At 64.6% G+C, this 17474-nt stretch carries 12 protein-coding genes and 1 pseudogene; 5 read left to right on the forward strand and 8 right to left on the reverse strand.

Translation table 11 applies throughout. The features are described 5' to 3' along the window. Window positions 1-14: 14 nt before the first annotated feature. The 5 genes from EJ073_RS02540 to EJ073_RS02560 all read right to left on the reverse strand — a co-directional run bounded on the left by EJ073_RS02540 (window position 15) and on the right by EJ073_RS02560 (window position 6977). Window positions 15-746 carry an NUDIX hydrolase gene (locus tag EJ073_RS02540; RefSeq protein WP_245455455.1) on the reverse strand — a complete coding sequence of 244 codons (732 nt, stop codon included), beginning with the start codon at window positions 744-746 and terminating at the stop codon, window positions 15-17. Between the two features lie 180 nt (window positions 747-926). Next, complete coding sequence (locus EJ073_RS02545) at window positions 927-1379, reverse strand: DUF983 domain-containing protein (protein ID WP_126054301.1); 453 nt, start codon at window positions 1377-1379, stop codon at window positions 927-929. Continuing rightward, on the reverse strand, window positions 1379-3685 hold the full coding sequence (rnr, locus tag EJ073_RS02550; RefSeq protein WP_126054302.1) for a ribonuclease R: 2307 nt from the start codon (window positions 3683-3685) through the stop codon (window positions 1379-1381). The genes EJ073_RS02545 and rnr overlap by 1 nt, the downstream gene beginning before the upstream one ends. 5 nt (window positions 3686-3690) lie before the next feature. Next, complete coding sequence (gene topA / locus EJ073_RS02555; RefSeq protein ID WP_126054303.1) at window positions 3691-6258, reverse strand: type I DNA topoisomerase; 2568 nt, start codon at window positions 6256-6258, stop codon at window positions 3691-3693. Window positions 6259-6599: 341 nt separating this feature from the next. Beyond that, the gene (locus tag EJ073_RS02560) at window positions 6600-6977 is read right to left on the reverse strand and encodes a hypothetical protein (RefSeq protein WP_126054304.1); all 378 of its coding nucleotides are present in this window, start codon (window positions 6975-6977) and stop codon (window positions 6600-6602) included. A 182-nt stretch (window positions 6978-7159) separates the two neighbouring features. Here EJ073_RS02560 and EJ073_RS02565 point away from each other — a divergent pair, with 182 nt between their 5' ends. Continuing rightward, window positions 7160-7906, forward strand: coding sequence for a cytochrome c biogenesis CcdA family protein (locus tag EJ073_RS02565; protein ID WP_126054305.1), 747 nt, complete (start codon window positions 7160-7162; stop codon window positions 7904-7906). Window positions 7907-8022: 116 nt separating this feature from the next. Here the strand turns inward: EJ073_RS02565 and EJ073_RS02570 are convergent, their stop codons facing one another. Then, window positions 8023-9768, reverse strand: coding sequence for an adenylate/guanylate cyclase domain-containing protein (locus EJ073_RS02570; protein ID WP_126054306.1), 1746 nt, complete (start codon window positions 9766-9768; stop codon window positions 8023-8025). 612 nt (window positions 9769-10380) lie between these two features. Between EJ073_RS02570 and glmU the strand changes: the two genes are divergently transcribed. After that, the gene (glmU, locus tag EJ073_RS02575; protein WP_126054307.1) at window positions 10381-11751 is read left to right on the forward strand and encodes a bifunctional UDP-N-acetylglucosamine diphosphorylase/glucosamine-1-phosphate N-acetyltransferase GlmU; all 1371 of its coding nucleotides are present in this window, start codon (window positions 10381-10383) and stop codon (window positions 11749-11751) included. 41 nt (window positions 11752-11792) lie between these two features. Here the strand turns inward: glmU and EJ073_RS02580 are convergent, their stop codons facing one another. Next, window positions 11793-12125: an ADP-ribosylation/crystallin J1 gene (locus EJ073_RS02580; RefSeq protein WP_126054308.1), complete on the reverse strand. Its 333-nt coding sequence runs from the start codon at window positions 12123-12125 to the stop codon at window positions 11793-11795. 212 nt (window positions 12126-12337) lie between these two features. Here EJ073_RS02580 and glmS point away from each other — a divergent pair, with 212 nt between their 5' ends. Together glmS and EJ073_RS02590 are read left to right on the forward strand one after the other, a co-directional pair. After that, window positions 12338-14161 (forward strand): glutamine--fructose-6-phosphate transaminase (isomerizing), encoded by a 1824-nt coding sequence (glmS, locus tag EJ073_RS02585; RefSeq protein ID WP_126054309.1) that lies wholly within the window; start codon window positions 12338-12340, stop codon window positions 14159-14161. 104 nt (window positions 14162-14265) lie between these two features. Next, window positions 14266-15024, forward strand: coding sequence for a DUF502 domain-containing protein (locus EJ073_RS02590; RefSeq protein WP_126054310.1), 759 nt, complete (start codon window positions 14266-14268; stop codon window positions 15022-15024). On the opposite strand, the pseudogene recG reads toward EJ073_RS02590, so the two are convergent. Next, window positions 14976-17083 (reverse strand): annotated as a pseudogene (gene recG / locus EJ073_RS02595) (ATP-dependent DNA helicase RecG). The gene EJ073_RS02590 and the pseudogene recG sit on opposite strands and share 49 nt — an antisense overlap. 92 nt (window positions 17084-17175) lie before the next feature. On the opposite strand from recG, the gene EJ073_RS02600 reads away from it, so the two are divergent. Next, entirely contained in the window at window positions 17176-17463 is a 288-nt protein-coding gene (locus EJ073_RS02600) for a succinate dehydrogenase assembly factor 2 (protein ID WP_126059061.1), read from the forward strand. The last annotated feature ends 11 nt before the right edge of the window (window positions 17464-17474 follow it).

Genomic DNA, 17474 nt, shown 5'->3' on the forward strand with positions numbered 1-17474 from the left:
GATGCCTGAATAGCCTAGAGGATTTCGCGGGTGAAGCGGTTGCGGACACGCCGGTAGAGAGGCACCGAGCCGCCCGGATGCAGCAGCGGATCATCGGTGAGCCGCTTTGCCAGCTCGTCCAGGATCATCCCGGTGATGTCGGGGATATCGGCCTGCCTGGCCTTGGCGAGCGGCAGCCAGACCAGTTCCTCCAGCTCGTTGGTCGGGCCGCCATCAGCCAGTTCAACCGCGACGTCGCCGCGCCAGGCGCTGAAGAAGCGCGTGTCGAAGCGACGCACCCGGTTCGGCGGCGTGATCGCGCGGGCGATGAAGCGCAGCGCATCCAGCGAGGGTACGACGCCATGTTCGGCAAAGCCCTGCCAGTCGCGCCTGGTGGTGGTGAAGGCGCCTTTGCGGCCGATGAGCAGGCCGGCTTCCTCATAGGTCTCGCGAATCGCCGAAAGCGCGATGGCACGGGCGCGGGCCACGCTGGTGCGGCCGAGGCCAGCGGTCAGGTTCGCTTCTTCCTGGGGGTGGAGGGCTGCGGCGACAGCAATGCGGCTGTCGGCCGGATCGGTGCGGCCGCCCGGAAAGACGAACTTGCCGGGCATAAAGGCGTGGCCGGCATGGCGGCGGCCCATCAGCACCAGGACCTCGTCGCCCTTGCGGTCGAGCAGGATCAATGTCGCGGCATCGCGCGGACGCAACGGCTTTGCGGCAGGCGCGGCAACGCTCGGCTCAAGCTTGTCGACATTCGCTTTGGTCATTCCGTCCCCGAGCTGATGCATGTCGCCCAAACGCCGTGTCTGTCTTGGGGATGATGACATGCATGAAAGCAAAGATCTGAAGCGCGTCGCGTGATCCCGTTCATATGCGAGGCGCTTTAGCGGAAACTTCCCGCATGCGAAAGTGGCGTTCAGCCGTCGCCGATTGCGCCAGCCGCGGCTTCAAGCCTCGGGATGGTGCTCGATGACGTCTTCTTCGCCGCCGAAGCCGTGCATATAGAGGGCCCATTGCAGGCCGATGACGGCGCCCTTGACCGGCTGTAGCAGCACGACCGCCAGAAGGATGGTCAGCGGCACCCAGATGAGGATGTGCTGCCAGGTGGAGAGCGTGGAGGTCGCCTCGACGCCCATGAAGGCGCCAAGCACGATATGGCCGACGATGACAACCACCAGATAGGCAGGCAGGTCGTCGGCGCGGTGATGGTAAAGTTCTTCGCCGCAATGATCACATCTGTCGACGGTCTTGACATAGGCGCGGAACAGCTTGCCCTCGCCGCAATGCGGGCAGCGGCCGAGCAGGCCCCGCTTCATCGCCGTCCACAGCGGGCGGGCGGTCCGGCCCGAATGGTGCTCGCCGCCGAAAACCTGGTCTTCCATCTGCAATTGCCTTGCCATCACCGTCTCCTGCCGCGCGGGCCCGAGCGCGATTGCGACGCGCGGGCGCGGCCCTTGGCTTTGTGGAACGACCGCTTGGAGCCGGGCAGCGGCTTCGGGTCGGTCAGCATTTCGAAACGCATCGCGCCGGCCATAGGCGCCACCTCGATCAGGCGAACCTCGACGCGGTCGGCAAGCTGATAGCCCTTGCCGGTGCGTTCTCCGAAAAGCGATCGGGCAGTTTCGTCGTATATATAGTAATCGCCGTCCAGACTTGACACCGGGATGAAACCATCCGCGCCGAACTGCGGCAATTGGACAAATAGTCCCGCTTTGGTGACGCCGGAGATGCGCGCGTCGAAACGCTCGTCGATGCGCTCGGCGAGATAGGCGGCGACCAGCCGGTCGACCGTGTCGCGCTCCGCCGCCATGGCGCGGCGCTCGGTGGCGGAGATCAGCGCCGAGACCTCCTCCAGACGCTCGGCTTCCTGCTGGGTGAGACCGCCCGGGCCGAGGTTCAGCGCGGCGATCAACCCGCGATGCACGATAAGGTCGGCATAGCGGCGGATCGGCGAGGTGAAATGCGCGTAGCGTTTCAAATTGAGGCCGAAATGGCCGATGTTCTTCGGCGAATACTCGGCCTGGCTCTGTGAACGCAGCACCACTTCGTTGACCAGCGCCTCATTGTCGGCGCCGCGCACGCGCTCGAGGATGCCGTTGAACTGGTTCGGCCGCATCTGCGCGCCGCGCGCCAGCGACAGGCCGAGCGTCTGCAGAAATTCGCGCAGCGATTCCTGCTTGGCGAGTGAAGGCGCGTCGTGGATGCGGTAGACCAGAGACTCCTTCTTCGCCTCCAGCGTTTCGGCGGCCGCGACATTGGCCTGGATCATGAACTCCTCGATCAGCTTGTGGGCATCGAGTCGATCCGGCACGACGACGCGGTCGACCGTGCCGTCCTCTTTGAGCAGGATCTTGCGCTCGGGCAGGTCGAGCTCGAGCGGCTGGCGGCCGTCACGGCCGCGCTTCAGCACCGCATAGGCATCCCATAGCGGCTTCAGCACCGTCGCGAGAATCGGCCCGGTCTTGTCGTCCGGCATGCCGTCTATGGCCGCCTGCGCCTGCGTATAGGCGAGCTTGGCCGCCGACTTCATCATGATCCGGTGGAAGGAGTGGCGAAGCTTGCGACCGTCGGCGGAGAAGGTCATGCGCACGGCGAGCCCCGGCCGGTCCTGGCCTTCGCGCAGCGAACAGAGGTCGTTGGAGATGCGCTCCGGCAGCATCGGCACGACGCGATCCGGGAAATAGACCGAATTGCCGCGCTTCAGAGCCTCGCGATCGAGCGCGCTGCCGTAGCGGACGTAGGCCGCGACATCGGCGATCGCCACCGTGACCAGCACGCCGCCGGAGTTCTTCTCGTCCGGGTCAGGCGTCGCGAACACCGCGTCGTCATGGTCCTTGGCGTCGGCCGGATCGATGGTGATCAGCGGCAGGTCGCGCCAGTCCTCGCGGCCGGCAAGCGTCGCGGGCTTCACCGCCTCGGCTTCGGCGAAGACGTCGGCCGGGAAGATGTGCGGGATGTCATGCGCGTGGATGGCGATCATCGAGACCGCCTTCTCGCTGGTCAGCGAGCCCAGAACGTTGAGCACCTTGGCCCTCGGCAGCCCGTAGCGGGAGGCGCGCGCGGGCTCGACCTCCACCAGGTCGCCGTTCCTGGCGCCGTTCTGGAATTCCTTGTCGACGATCAGTTCGGGCTGGCGCCGCTCCACCGGCTCGATGCGGAACGTGCCGTCCTTCAGAACGCGAAAGACGCCGAGCAGGGCATCGCTGCGCCTCTCGAAGATCTTCATCACCCGCCCGGTGTAGGCAGGGCCGGATGGATCGTCGGTCGGGAAGGTCTTGGCGAGCACCCGGTCGCCTATGCCCGGCGTGGGGCCGCTGCTTCCGCGCGAAACGCGGATGGAGACGACCGGCGGCGAGCCGGTGCCGCTATACTCGCTCGGATGCGCCAGGAGCACGCCATCGCTGTCGCGGCCAAATATGTCGAGCACGGAGACATGGGGCAGGGCGCCCGAGCGGGCGAGCCGCTTGCGTTCCCTAGTCAGCAGGCCCTCGTCCTGCAGGTCGCGCAACAGATCCTTCAGCCAGATGCGGTCCTCGCCGCGCAGCGCGAACGCCTTGGCGATTTCGCGCTTGCCGGAACGGTCCGGGTTCTCCGCGATGTAGCGCAGGATTTCGTCGCGCGACGGACGGTAGTCGTCCCGGACCTTGGCCCTCGTGTCGGCGGTACGCGGATCGCCGTGGCTTCGTCCGGAGATCCTGCGCGCCACGCCTGCTATCCCTTTTTCGCCGCCTTGCGGAACGGCTTCTTGCCGCCACCGCCCTTGGCCTCTTTTTCGGCGATCAGCGCCAGCGCGTCCTCAACCGTCACCGACTGTGGATCCTTGCCCTTGGGCAGCGTTGCATTGACCTTGCCGTAGTTGACATAGGGCCCGTATTTGCCGTCGCGCACGACGATCTTGCCGCCGCCGTCGGGGTGGTCGCCGAGGTCCTTGATCGCCGCGGGCGTGGCGCCATTGCGGCCGCCCTTGCCCTTCAGCTGCTTCTCCGCGATCACCGACACGGCACGGTTGAGGCCGATCGAGAACACGTCCTCGATGCTGTCGAGATTGGCATAGGTGCCGTCGTGCAGCACGAAGGGGCCGTAGCGCCCGAGGCCAGCAGAGATCATCTTGCCGGATTCCGGGTGCTTGCCGACGTCGCGCGGCAGCGCCAGCAGCGCCAGCGCCTTCTCATGGTCGATCTGCTCGGCCGTCCAGCCCTTGGGCAGGCTGGAGCGCTTGGCCTCCTTGCCTTCTCCGCGCTGGATATAGGGGCCGAAGCGGCCGCTGCGCAGCGTGATTTCCTCGGCTGTGTAGGGGTCCTTGCCGAGCAGCCTTGTACCATCCTCGCCATTGCCGTTCTCGCCATTGGGATTGGCGGCGTCGCCGAGCTGGCGGGTGAAGGAGCATTCGGGATAGTTCGAGCAGCCGACAAAGGCGCCGAACTTGCCAAGCTTCAGCGACAGGTTGCCGGTGCCGCATTTCGGGCAGATGCGCGGATTCGAGCCGTCCTCCCGCGCAGGAAACACCAGCGGCGCCAGTTCGTCGTTGAGCGCATCGAGCACGTCGGTGACGCGCAGTTCCTTGATGTCGTCGACTGCGCCGGAAAAATCCTTCCAGAAATCGCGCAGCACGTCCTTCCAGGCGAGCTTGCCGTCGGAAATCTCGTCGAGCTTTTCCTCAAGCGAAGCGGTGAAATCATATTCGACATAGCGCTCGAAGAAGCTTTCGAGGAAGGCCGACAGCAGACGGCCCTTGGCCTGCGGCACCAGCTTGCGGCGGTCGATGGTGACGTAGTCGCGATCTTCCAGCGTCTTCAGGATCGCCGTGTAGGTCGACGGGCGGCCAATGCCGAGCTCTTCCAGCTTCTTGATCAGCGATGCTTCGGAATAGCGCGGCGGCGGCTCGGTGGTGTGCTGGGTGGCGTTGATCGCCTGGCGGGCAAGCAGCTCGCCGGCGCGGATCTCGGGCAGGCGGCGGCTTTCCTCGTCCTCCGCATCCTCGTCCTTCTGGTCGGTATAGGCGGCGATGAAGCCGTCGAAGCGAACGACCGAACCGACGGCGCGAAGCTCGGCGGTGCGGGCGCCGTTGACCGCCTCGATCTCGACCGTGGTGCGCTCGATCTCGGCCGGCTGCATCTGGCTGGCGATGGCGCGCTTCCAGATCAGTTCGTACAGCCGGGCCTGGTCGGCATCGAGATATTGCCGCACAGATGCCGGCGTGCGCTTGAAATCGGTTGGGCGGATCGCTTCGTGCGCTTCCTGGGCATTCTTGGCCTTGGTCGTGTAGAAGCGCGGCTTTTCCGGCAGGTATTTCTGACCGAATTCGCTGACGATGGCATCGCGGGCGGCGTCGATCGCTTCCGGCGCCATCTGCACGCCGTCGGTTCGCATATAGGTGATCAGGCCGGCGGTCTCGCCGCCGATGTCCATGCCCTCATAGAGCCGCTGCGCCACCTGCATGGTGCGGGTGGCCGAAAAGCCGAGGCCAGACGAGGCGGCCTGCTGCAGCGTCGAGGTGGTGAAGGGCGGGCCCGGATTGCGCTTGGTGGGCTTGGCTTCGACCGACAGCGCCTTGAAGCTTGCCCCTTCCAGCATCGCCTTGATGTCGTCGGCCTGCGCCTTGTTGGCGATGTCGAGTTTTTGCAGCTTCTTGCCGGCAAAGGCGGTCAGCCGCGCCTCGAAACTGTCGTTGCGCGGCGTGTTGAGGATGGCCGCGATCTGCCAGTATTCCTCGCGGATGAAGCGCTCGATCTCCAATTCGCGGTCGCAGACCAGGCGCAGCGCCACCGACTGCACACGGCCGGCCGAGCGGGCGCCGGGTAGCTTGCGCCACAGCACCGGCGACAACGTGAAGCCGACCAGATAGTCGAGCGCACGGCGCGCGAGATAGGCATCGACCAACGGCGCGTCGATCTGGCGCGGATTGGCCATCGCATCCAGCACCGAGGCCTTGGTGATGGCATTGAAGACGACGCGGCTCACCGGCTTGTCCTTCAGCGCGCGCTTCTGCTTCAGCACTTCCAGCACATGCCAGGAAATCGCCTCGCCCTCGCGGTCCGGGTCGGTGGCGAGGATCAGGCCGTCGGCGTCCTTGACCGCCTTGGCGATGTCGGCGAGCCGCTTGCCGGAAGCGGTGTCGACCGACCAGGACATGGCGAAATCCTCGTCCGGGCGCACCGAGCCATCCTTGGCCGGCAGATCGCGGACATGGCCGAACGAGGCCAGAACCCGATAGTTCTTGCCGAGATATTTGTTGATTGTCTTTGCCTTGGCCGGCGATTCGACGACGACGACGTCCATGAGGTCTCATATCAGCTGTGGGGCGGCGGAAGAATTCCACTGCGCACGACGCGTTCTTTTTCGTCGCTCACATGGCCGTGCTTTTGCAATCGGTCAAGGGCAAGCGGCCAAAATGCGGGGACGTCCGCGGCAATACACTCTTAGAGTGTATGGAGAAGATCACATAATTTCGGGAAGGGTCGCCAGTGTATCGAGCCACCGGACCGAGCCCTCCCATTCAAGCGATTCAGTGCAGTGGCAATGCCGATCGAAGCTGGTGCGACGAGCATCACTGGCATGGCGGAACTGGCCGCCGGATGTATCCGGCAGCCAGTCTATATTCGGCCAGTCTCGAGCCGAACTCAGTCGGCCTTGACGATGTGCCAGACGCCGGCGACGCCGTCGCCGCTCACATCGCCGGCCTTCTTGTCCTTGACGAAGGTGTAAACCGGCTTGCCGTCATAGGCCCACATCTTGGTGCCGTCGGTGCGGTCGACGATCGTCCATTCGTCGTCCGCCTTGGCGCCGGCCTCGGCCTTCAGCGGCGGCCAGTTGGCGGCGCATTTGTCGTAGCAGTTCGACTTGCCCTTCTCATCCTTGTCGTAGGTGTAGAGCGTCATGCCCATGACATCGGTGTAGATCTTGGTGCCGCCGACCTCGGCTTCCTTCCACGCCTCGGCGGCAAGGGATGCGGCGGTGCTGAGCAAAAGCGCGGCCAACCCGGCTGTGATCGTTTTCATGGAAATCTCCCTGACGTGATCCTAACGAAGCGTGCGGAAATCGCGGCCTCTTTCGGGTCAACGCATTCGACGTGCCGTTTCTTCCAATCCGGCCGCGGAGCGGCGACTTGCCACGTGATGGTGATTGGCGAAGACGGCATTCCGTCGCTATATCGGCGCCAGCACAAACGGAACTGCACGAAATGGCATTGGATATCGGCTATGTCAGCGCGGTCGGAGCGGGGGCGATCTCGTTCCTGTCGCCTTGCGTGCTGCCGCTGGTGCCGCCTTATCTCTGCTACATGGCCGGTGTTTCAGTCGATGATTTCCGCGGCGATGCCGGCGCTACCGCCAGGGCCGGCGCGCGCGGCGCGCTGATTGCATCCTCCATCGCCTTCGTGCTCGGCTTCTCCACCGTGTTCGTGGCGCTCGGCGCCGGCGCCTCGACCATCGGTCACTGGCTCCGCGTCTGGCAGGAGCCGCTGGCAATGGTGGCGGGCGCCCTGATCATCCTGATGGGCCTCAATTTCCTCGGCATCCTGCGCATCCCGCTCTTGTCGCGCGAGGCGCGCTTCCAGTCGCAAGGCAAGCCCGCCAGCCTGGTCGCCGCCTACATCATGGGGCTGGCTTTCGCCTTCGGCTGGACGCCTTGCATCGGCCCGGTGCTGGGGCCGATCCTGACGTTGGCCGGCGGGCGCGAGACGGTGGGCGAGGGCGCGCTGCTGCTTGCCGCCTATTCGCTCGGTCTCGGTATCCCTTTCCTGATCGCGGCGCTGTTTTCCGGCGCCTTCATGCGCTTTCTTGGAAAATTCCGCGTCCATCTCGGCCGCGTCGAAAAGGCGATCGGCGCGCTGCTGGTCGTCGCCGGCATATTCTTCCTCACCGGCGGCGTGCAGAGCGCGTCGTACTGGCTGCTGGAGACTTTCCCGGCGCTAGGGCGGCTGGGGTAGTTTGCTACTTTGTGCGCTGGATCGAACTGTGGACCTGCTGATTAAGAATCAGGGACTTGGGACGTCGCCAGGCCGGACGTGACGCGCAGGAGAGGGCATCCTTGCAACCGCGACGATCACTCCGGCACGCCGGAGATGCCCAGCGCCTCGACGTAACGCTCGGCGAACACCTTGTCTTGCCAAGGGTTGATCTGCCTCTGCAGGGTGAGCGTGTAGGTCGGAAACGCCTCCATCAGCCGCCGCGCCGCCGCCCGTGCCTCGTCCAGCCGGTTGAGTTTGACCAGCGCCATGATCACCACCCGGTGCGAGGAGCCGTAGTTCGGCATCTCCTGCAGCGCGCGTTCTCCCCATGCCAGCGCTTCCTCGTAGCGCTCGAGCATCAGATAGCTCATCCCGATGCCGGAGAGCGCGATGCCCTTCTCGGGGTCGACCGGGCTCAGCCGCATTGCCCGGTGAAAGTGCTCGATCGCGACGAGCGGGCGGCTGGAATGTGCGTTCACCCAACCGCAGCTCGTATGGCCCTGCGCCGAATTGGGATTGAGCATTAGGGATCGTTCGATCGTGGCCAGCGCCATCTCGTAGTCCTTCGCGCTGTAGGCCATCACCTGCGCGGCGAAGCGTAGGCTCGTAGGGTCGTCGCGCGCTTCCGCCAGCACTTCGCGCGCCATGCGCGCGGCGACCCGGATATCGTCGGGCTCGTGCCAGCACTGGCTTACGGATATGCTGCGGATATAGGCGCCGAGTGCCTTCGCCAAGTTGAAGTCAGGGTCGATGCTGAGCGCCTCGTTGGTGAGCCGACGCACGTCGGCAAAGCCTTCGCGGGTCATGCTGTAGAAGCGCGGCAGCGCGCGAAGGTAAAGGTCGTAGGCGCTCATGTAGTCGGTCGGCTTCATGCGCGCCTGCTTGATCTCCTCCAGCCGGATGCTCGGCTCGACGGCACCGACGACGCTTTCGGTCACCTTGTCCTGCAGGTCGAAGATGTCGCTCACGTCGCCCTCGAAGCGGTCGGTCCAGACATGGTGTCCGCTGATCGCGTCCACCAACTGCCCACTGATGCGCACCCGCGATCCTGCTCTGCGGATGCTGCCTTCGAGCACGTAGCGGACGCCCAACTCGCGCCCGACCTGGCGCAGGTCCACCGCCCGGCCCTTGTAGGTGAAGGACGAGTTGCGGGCGATCACGAAGAAGGAGTTCACCCGGCTCAATCCGGTGATGATGTCCTCCACCAGCCCGTCGGCGAAGTATTCCTGGTCGGGGTCGCCGCTCATGTTGGTGAAAGGCAGAACCGCGATCGAGGGTTTCTCGGGCAGGGGAGGCGGGGCAGCCACCGAGGCGCTGGCGTCGGTCTCGACGCGGTAGGCGCGCACAGGCCGCTCAATGTTCTTGAGGCGCAGCTCGCCGAGCGGCATGAAGCCGCAGTCGAGCTTGCCCTGAAGGTGGTCGTAGGCGGTGCCCGAGACGACCACGGTGCCGGGATCGGCGATGCCTTCGAGGCGGGCGGCGATGTTGACCCCGTCGCCATAGAGGTCGCCGTCCTCCTCGCAGATCACGTCGCCCAGATTGACGCCGATGCGCAAGCGAATCCGCTCTTCCTCGGGCGTCTCCGCCTCGTGTTCTGCCAGGGCCTGCTGGATTGCCATCGCCGAGGTCACCGCGTTAACGACGCTCGCGAACTCGCACAGCATGCCGTCGCCGGTGAGCTTGACGATCCGACCCTGATGCTCGGTGACCAGCGGTTCGAAGAGGTCCTTGCGGTAGATCTTCAGCCGCTCGAGCGTGCCGCGCTCGTCGCGCTCCGTCAGACGCGAATAGCCGACGACGTCGCAAGCCAGGATCGCTGCGAGGTGGCGCTGCGTGGTCATTGCACCGCTCAGCCAAGCGCCTGCACGCGGGCCGCCCGGCGTCCATGTCCTGCTAACTTCCAGACGCCCCACGCGCATGGTATCCATCTCTCCCAGTCCGCCTCTCCCAGTCCGCCGGTTCGCTGATACAGAACGGAGAACGCAGCTTGCCTTCGCGAGATTTCGCCATCCCGCTTGTGAAGCGTGGAACGTTCCAGTCACCGCGCCAGCAGCCAACCGACGACACGCCCGCGCAGCCTCTGGGGACGCTGACTCACCACTCCCAGAAGGCCGGAGATATTTGCTGCCTTGTGTAACCGGTTGACGCCACCGTGTCGGTGCTTTTGTATCGGGGTGTCACACCGAACGTTCGCGCTTGGAGGTGTCGCAACGCTGCCGTCCGACGCAGGGGTGTGTCCGGTTGAAGCCGGAAAAGCGGTGAGGCAAATAGATCATAGCCAAATTTTCATATGAATTATCAAAAAGATAGAACGACGTAGAATTCCCAACGAACGACCCGCTGATCAAGAGTCAGCTGCTCCGCCGTCTCACCGGAATTTAACCGCATTGGTGCAGCATGGGCAGCACTGCTAGCATCCATTGATTCAAACGCTTTTCGTACGGTTGCCCTTCATGAGCCAGAAATCCTGCCTGTCCGTCATCCTTGCCGCCGGCGAGGGCACGCGCATGAAGAGCGCGCTGCCCAAGGTGCTGCATCCTATCGCCGGGCTGCCGATGGTGGCCCATGTGGTGAAGGCGGCCGAGGCCGCCGGCAGCGGCGATCTGGCGCTGGTGATCGGCCATGGCGTGGAGGAAATGCGCAAGGCGGCGCAGAAATTTGCGCCCAAGGCGGAGACCTTCGTGCAGGAGAAGCGGCTCGGCACCGCGCATGCCGTGCTTGCAGCGCGTGCAGCAATATCAAAGGGTTACGACGACATCCTGGTGATGTTCGGCGATACACCGCTGATCGATCCGGAAGCGCTTGCCGTCGCGCGGCGGAAACTGGCGGAAGGTGCCGCCGTCGTCGTCGTCGGGTTCCGTCCGCCCAACCCGACCGGCTATGGCCGCCTGATCGAGAAGGGCGGCCGGCTCGTCGCCATCCGCGAGGAGAAGGATTGCTCGGCGGAGGAGAAGAAGATCGGCTTCTGCAATGCCGGCATGATGGCGGTGGCGGGCAAGCACGCGCTCGAACTGCTCGACAAGGTCGGCAACAGCAACGCCAAGGGCGAGTTCTATCTCACCGACATCGTCGAGATCGCCGGCGCCCGAGGCCTGGACGTCGTGGCGACGGAAGCCAGTTTCGAGAGCGCGCTCGGCATCAACAACCGGGCCGAACTCGCCGAGGCGGAAGGCATCTGGCAGGCGCGCCGGCGGCGCGAGGCGATGCTGTCCGGCGTGACGCTGATCGCGCCCGAAACCGTATATTTCTCGCACGACACCGAAATCGGCGCCGACGCAGTGGTCGAGCCCAATGTCTGGTTCGGCCCGGGCGTCAGGATCGCCACGGGCGCCAGGATCCATGCCTTCAGCCACATAGAGGGGGCAACGATCGCCGCCAATTGCGATGTCGGTCCGTTCGCGCGGCTGCGGCCGGGTGCCGACCTCAAGCAGAAGGCCAAGGTGGGCAATTTCTGCGAAGTCAAGCAGGCGACGATCGAGGAGGGCGCCAAAGTCAACCACCTGACCTATATTGGCGATGCGCGGATCGGCGCCGGGGCCAACATCGGCGCCGGCACCATCACCTGCAACTATGACGGCTATTCGAAATTCTTCACCGATATCGGCGAGGGCGCCTTCATCGGCTCCAACTCCTCGCTGGTCGCGCCTGTCTCGATCGGCAATGGCGGCTATATCGCCTCGGGCAGCGTGATCACCGAAAGCGTGCCCGACGATGCATTGGCCTTCGGTCGCGCCCGCCAGAAGACCATTCCCGGCAAGGGCAAGGAAATACGCGAGCGCTTTGCCTCGGCGGCAGCGAAAAAGAAAGCCGGCGCCGACCACTAGCGGTCAGCCGGCGGGCTCGCTTTCCTTGCCGAAAGCGGCGGTCACTTCGATCCGACGATCGACTTGTTGAATTCAGGCAGGTCTTCGGCAGGGATCCAGTATTCCAGATGCGCCTTGCTGCCGGCATGCTCGACCCGGTACCGGTCGAGAAAACTCTTCAACACGTCAAACCGGGTGACGAAACCCGAGCCGCTTGCGGGTACGTTCCAGTCGCGTGCGATCTGCACGGCGTAGGCTTCGGATAGGACCGGATAGAAAATCGGCTGTTCGGGCAGCCGTGGCGGAAACGCCCGCATGCCCGATGCCTCGATCAGCTTCAGCTCTTGTGATCCGACAGGACGCCAGAGTGCCACCGTGGGTTTGGCTACGCTCATGGCCAGACTTTAGCCAGATATTTCTGAAACGAGAACCAAGCGCTTGAAAAACCGAACGATTGCAGTAATCGGATTGCAACAGCGGTCTGTCAGGGTGCATTGCGAGCAAGACCCGTTCCGCTGACACGGAACGAAACGCAAAGTGACTTTCACGGCAGGCCCGCAATCCCTAGATAGCGCTGGGTTTCTGCAGGGAATCGGGGGTAACGGCCATGTGCGGCATCGTCGGAATTGTCGGCCATTCGCAGGTCGCGCCGCTCATCGTCGACGCGTTGAAGCGGCTGGAATATCGCGGCTATGACTCGGCCGGCGTCGCCACCATCGAAAATGGCGAGCTCGGCCGCCGCCGCGCCGAAGGCAAGCTGATCAACCTCGAACGCCGGCTGAGGGAAGAGCCGCTCGACGGCACGATCGGCATCGGCCACACGCGCTGGGCCACCCATGGCGTGCCGAACGAGACCAATGCGCATCCGCATTTTTCCGACGGCGTCGCGATCGTCCACAACGGCATCATCGAGAATTTCGCCGAACTGCGCGACGAGCTGACCCGCGACGGCTACAGCTTTTCCTCGCAGACAGACACCGAGGTCGTCGCGCATCTGGTAGCCCGCGAACTCGCCAAAGGGCTGAAGCCCGTCGAGGCCGCGCACCAGGCGCTGAAGCGGCTCTCTGGCGCCTTTGCGCTGGCCATCATGTTCAAAGGCGACGAAGACCTCATCATAGGCGCCCGCAACGGTCCGCCTCTGGCAGTCGGCCATGGCGACGGCGAGATGTTCCTCGGATCCGACGCCATTGCGCTGGCGCCCTTCACCAACTCGATCACCTATTTGGAAGACGGCGACTGGGCTGTGGTGCGCCGCAACGAGGTCGCCATCTTCGACATGGACGGCAACAAGGTCGACCGCAAGCGCCAGCAGTCGCTGTCGACCGGTTTCATGGTCGACAAGGGCAACCGGCGGCATTTCATGGAAAAGGAAATCCATGAGCAGCCGGAGGTGATCTCGCACACGCTGGCGCATTACGTCGACTTCATCTCCGGTGTGTCGAAGCCGCTCGAGCTGCCCTTCGATTTCGCCAAGATCGGCCGGCTGGCGATATCGGCCTGCGGCACCGCCTATCTGGCAGGCCTGATCAGCAAATACTGGTTCGAGCGCTATGCGCGGCTGCCGGTCGACATCGATGTCGCCTCGGAATTCCGCTACCGCGAGATGCCGCTGTCGTCGAACGACGCCGCCTTGTTCATCTCGCAGTCGGGCGAGACCGCCGATACGCTGGCCTCGCTGCGCTACTGCCGCCAGGCCGGCATGAAGCTCGGCGCGGTCGTCAATGTGCGCGAATCGACCATGGCGCGCGAGTCCGACGTCGTCCTGCCGACACTGGCCGGGCCTGAGATCGGCGTCGCCTCGACCAAGGCCTTCACCTGCCAGCTCTCAGTGCTGGCTTCGCTCGCAGTGCGGGCGGGCGTGGCGCGCGGCACGATCTCGCGCGATGAGGAGAAAGTGCTGGTGCGCGAGCTTTCAGAGGCGCCCCGCTTCGCCAACCAGGTGCTGAAGCTGGACAGCCAGATCGAGCGGATCGCGCGCGAGCTGTCCCGCTACAGCGATGTGCTCTACCTCGGCCGCGACACCAACTTCCCGCTGGCCATGGAAGGCGCGCTGAAGCTCAAGGAAATCTCCTATATCCATGCCGAGGGCTATGCCGGTGGCGAATTGAAGCATGGACCGATCGCGCTGATCGACGAGCACATGCCAGTCATCGTCATCGCTCCGCATGACCGCATCTTCGAAAAGACGGTGTCCAACATGCAGGAAGTTGCGGCGCGCGGCGGCAAGATCATCCTGATCACCGACAGCAAGGGCGCGGCGCAGGCGAGCGTGAAGACGATGGAGACAATCGTGCTTCCCGAGGTGCCGGAGATCATCTCGCCGATCATCTATGCGCTGCCGATCCAGATGCTCGCCTATTTCACCGCAGTGTTCATGGGCACCGACGTCGACCAGCCGCGCAATCTGGCGAAGTCGGTGACGGTGGAGTAGCTGAATCTGCGCCGTTCCGCCGCGGGCGCTCTTTAAAAACTTCGCAGTTCCAAACCGTGTTGCGGTTCACTAATGTTGCGGCGCAACCTGCGCTGCGGTGATCCATGTCCGACGCCCCGAAGACCTCAGGCATGACCCGGCTCAGGAACTATTTCCTGACGGGCTTCATTGTTTGCGCGCCGCTGGCGATTACCGCCTATATCGCCTGGTCCTTCATCCGCTGGGTCGATTCCTGGGTGAAGCCCTATATCCCGCTGCGCTACAGCCCGGACACCTATCTGCCGTTCCCGGTTCCCGGCTTCGGTCTCATCGTTGCGCTGGTGCTGATCACGCTGATCGGCTTCATGACCGCCAACATCGTCGGCCGCGCCATTGTCAATTTCGGCGAGCGGCTGCTTGGCCGCATGCCGCTGGTGCGCGGCATCTATGGTTCGCTGAAGCAGATTTTCCAAACGGTGCTCTCGAACAAGGGCGACATGTTCCGCCAAGTCGGGCTGGTCGAATATCCGCGCAAGGGCATCTGGTCGCTGGTCTTCGTCGCCAGCGAGAAGGAAACCGAGATCAACCAGAAGCTCGACCAGGAAGGGGACCCGCTGATTGCGGTGTTCATGCCGTGCACGCCGAACCCGACCACCGGCTTCCTGATGTATGTGCTGAAATCCGATATCGTGCTGCTCGACATGACAATCGAGGACGGCGCCAAGCTGATCGTTTCGGCCGGACTGGTGGCGCCCGAGGTGAAGAGCAAGCTGGTGACCGTAAACGGCGAGCAGATCGAGGGCACGCTCGCCAATCCGCCGATAGGCGCCGGGCCTCAGCCGGCGCGCAGCAGGCGCACGGCCTCGTCACGGCCGAACAGGTAGAGCAGCAGGCGCAGCGCCTCGCCGCGTTCGGACTGCAGTTCCGGATCGCGTGACAGGATCAGCCTGGCGTCGTCGCGCGCAGCCTCGAGAAGATCGGCATGCGCCTCGATGCGCGCTACCTGGAAACCCGGCGTGCCGGACTGGCGCGTGCCCAGCAACTCGCCTTCGCCGCGCAGTTTCAAATCTTCTTCGGCGATCAGGAAGCCGTCCTCGGTCTCGCGCATCACCGACAGGCGGCGCTTGGCCGTCTGGCCGAGCGGGTCCTTGTAAAGCAGCACGCAGGAGGAGGGCTTGTCGCCGCGCCCGACGCGGCCGCGCAACTGATGCAGTTGGGCAAGACCGAAGCGCTCGGCATGCTCGATGACCATGATCGTGGCGTCCGGCACGTCGACGCCGACTTCGATGACGGTGGTGGCTATCAGGATGCGTGTCTCCCCCTGCTTGAAGGCGCGCATCGCCTCGTCCTTCTCGGCACCCTTCATGCGGCCATGCACGAGGCCGATCTGGTCGCCGAAGAGCGGCTTCAGCGAGGCGAAGCGATCCTCCGCCGACATCAGCTTGACCTCTTCGGATTCCTCGACCAGCGGGCAGATCCAATAGATCTTCTGGCCGTCAGCGACGGCGTCGCGCATGCGCCCGACCAACTCGTCCAGCCGCTCCAGCGGCAGCGTGACGGTGCGGATCGGCTGACGGCCGGCGGGTTTCTCGGTCAGCTTGGAGACATCCATGTCGCCAAAGGCGGTCAACACCAGCGTGCGCGGGATCGGCGTTGCCGTCATCACAAGCATGTCGGGCGCGTCGCCCTTGGCGGTGATGGCAAGCCGCTGGTGGACGCCGAACCGGTGCTGCTCGTCGACGACGGCCAGGACGAGATCGTGGAACGTGACCGATTCCTGGAACAGGGCGTGCGTGCCGACGACGATGTCGATCTCACCGCTGGCCAGCCCTGCCAGTGTCTCCGTGCGCTCGCGACCCTTTTCGCGGCCGGTGAGGATGGCGGTGCGCAGGCCTGCCTTTTGCGCCAGGGGCGCGATGGTTGCCAGGTGCTGGCGCGCCAGGATTTCGGTCGGCGCCATCAGCGCCGCCTGGCCGCCAGCCTCGACGGCGCGCGCCATGGCAAGGAGTGCCACCACCGTCTTGCCGGAGCCGACATCGCCTTGCAGCAGGCGCAGCATGCGCTCCGGGTCGGCGAGATCGGCAAGGATTTCGGCGAGCGCGAATTCCTGCGAAGGCGTCAGCGAGTAGGGGAGTGCTTCGCGCAGCTTTTCGACGACGCTGCCATCGCCGGTCAGCGGCCGGCCGGACAGCCGGCGGATCCTGGCTCGCACCAAAGCGAGGGACACCTGGCCGGCCAGCAGCTCGTCATAGGCAAGCCGCCGCCACGCCACCCCTCGACCGCCACGTCGATCGGGTCTGCCGGATAGTGGATGCCGGCAAGCGCATCGGCGAAGGGTGGAAATGTCTGGCGGCGCATGAAGGCGTCGTCCTGCCATTCCGGCAACTCCGGCAGGCGGCCAAGCGCCTGGCCGATGGCACGGCGCAGCACCTTGCCCGAGAGACCGGCGGTGAGCGGATAGACCGGCTCGACCAGTGGCAGGTTTTCCGCTTCGCCGGCCAGCGCGACGTGGTCGGGGTGGACCATGGTCGGGCGGCCGTTGAACCATTCCATGCGGCCCGAGATGACGACATGCTCGCCCACCGGCATCGACTTTTCGAGATAAGCGGCGTGGGCATGGAAAAAGGTCAGCGCGATCTCGCCGGTGTCGTCATGGGCGTAGACCCGGTACGGCACCGACCTGTTACCACGCGGCGGCGGCTGGTGGCGGTCGATGCGTACCTCGAGGGTGACGATCGCGCCTTCGGCGGCAAGCGCTATGCCCGGCCGGTTGCGGCGGTCGATCACTGTGTGCGGCAGCACGAACAAAAGGTCGCCGGCGCGCGCGGCGCGGTCGCCGAGATCGGCGGCCACTACCTTTTCGATCAACATGCCTACCTTCGGCCCGACGCCGGCAAGCGAAGTGATCGGGACGAACAGCGGATCGAGGAGGGAAGGGCGCATGTTGTCAGCTTATGTCGCGACAACCATTGCGCAAGGCTGACACCGCCCTCTATCCACGCTATATGCGCCGCTTCAGCAAGGGACGCGGCGCCATGACCGGGACACAACGATCAAGCGAAGGGCTGGATGCCCGCCGCCGCAAGCTCCTGTTCCGCTCCTGGCATCGCGGCATGCGCGAGATGGACCTGATCCTGGGCTCCTTCGCTGATGCCGAGATCGGTGACTTGACCGATGCGGAAATCGACCAATATGAAAAGCTCCTTGAAATCCCCGACACCGAATTCCTGCCTTTCATCACCGGCGAACGTCCGGTTCCGGCCAACATCGACTGCGCTGTCCTGCAAAAGATCCTGGCGTCGCGCCGGACCATGACATTTTGAAAAACGCATAC

Source organism: Mesorhizobium sp. M4B.F.Ca.ET.058.02.1.1, assembly GCF_003952505.1.
Classification (GTDB): domain Bacteria; phylum Pseudomonadota; class Alphaproteobacteria; order Rhizobiales; family Rhizobiaceae; genus Mesorhizobium.